The sequence below is a fragment of the Mucilaginibacter sp. RCC_168 genome (assembly GCF_041355315.1).
In the GTDB taxonomy this organism is placed as follows: domain Bacteria; phylum Bacteroidota; class Bacteroidia; order Sphingobacteriales; family Sphingobacteriaceae; genus Mucilaginibacter.
Map to the genome: position 1 here is coordinate 1 of NZ_JBFUPN010000078.1, position 645 is coordinate 645.

Here is a 645-nt window from a genome sequence, read left to right on the forward strand (position 1 = left end):
AGATCTCACCGGTTACCCCAACAGGCACCAGTCCCTGATCCGGCCCCAGGATATATATCTGGGTATTGGCTATCGGATGACCGATAGGTATAGGAACATTTACTTTTTTTATTTCTTTTGTTGCAACCCCAATCGTTGTTTCGGTCGGGCCGTAATGATTTATTATATTTATAGAACCTTTATTTTGTTTTATCTTAATTACAGTATCGATATCTATTTTCTCTCCTCCTACAAAAATAGTCTTGAGTGTTTGGGCATTAATAAGTAGTTCAAAGCTGCTATCTTCAGAAATTATATGATTGAGAAGGGAAGGAGTTGTTTTTAGAAAACCTATTTTATTTTTAACAATATATAAAGATAATTCAGTTGGAAATTGCAGTAAGTCTTGATTAATGACGTGTAATGTGTTTCCAGAAAGTAATGAACCAAAAAGGCTTGTCAAGACCAGGTCAAAAGCAATATTGGACAGAAGTAAGGTGCTGTTATTTTTATTAATATTATATTTTTTTATAAGCCATGTAACATAATTCCCCACTGATGCGTGCTCGATCATAACGCCTTTCGGCCGTCCCGTAGAACCGGAGGTATAGATGACATAAGCGAGATTAGCAGGGAGGAGCTTCGTCTTAACCTTCTGGGTCTGCT

General features: G+C 37.1%; 1 protein-coding gene. It reads right to left on the reverse strand.

All coding sequences use genetic code 11. From position 1 onward, the window contains the following. Window positions 1-592 (reverse strand): AMP-binding protein (locus AB6735_RS28030; protein ID WP_370999487.1); only part of this gene is annotated, 592 nt, incomplete at its 3' end. Between the last annotated feature and the right edge of the window lie 53 nt (window positions 593-645).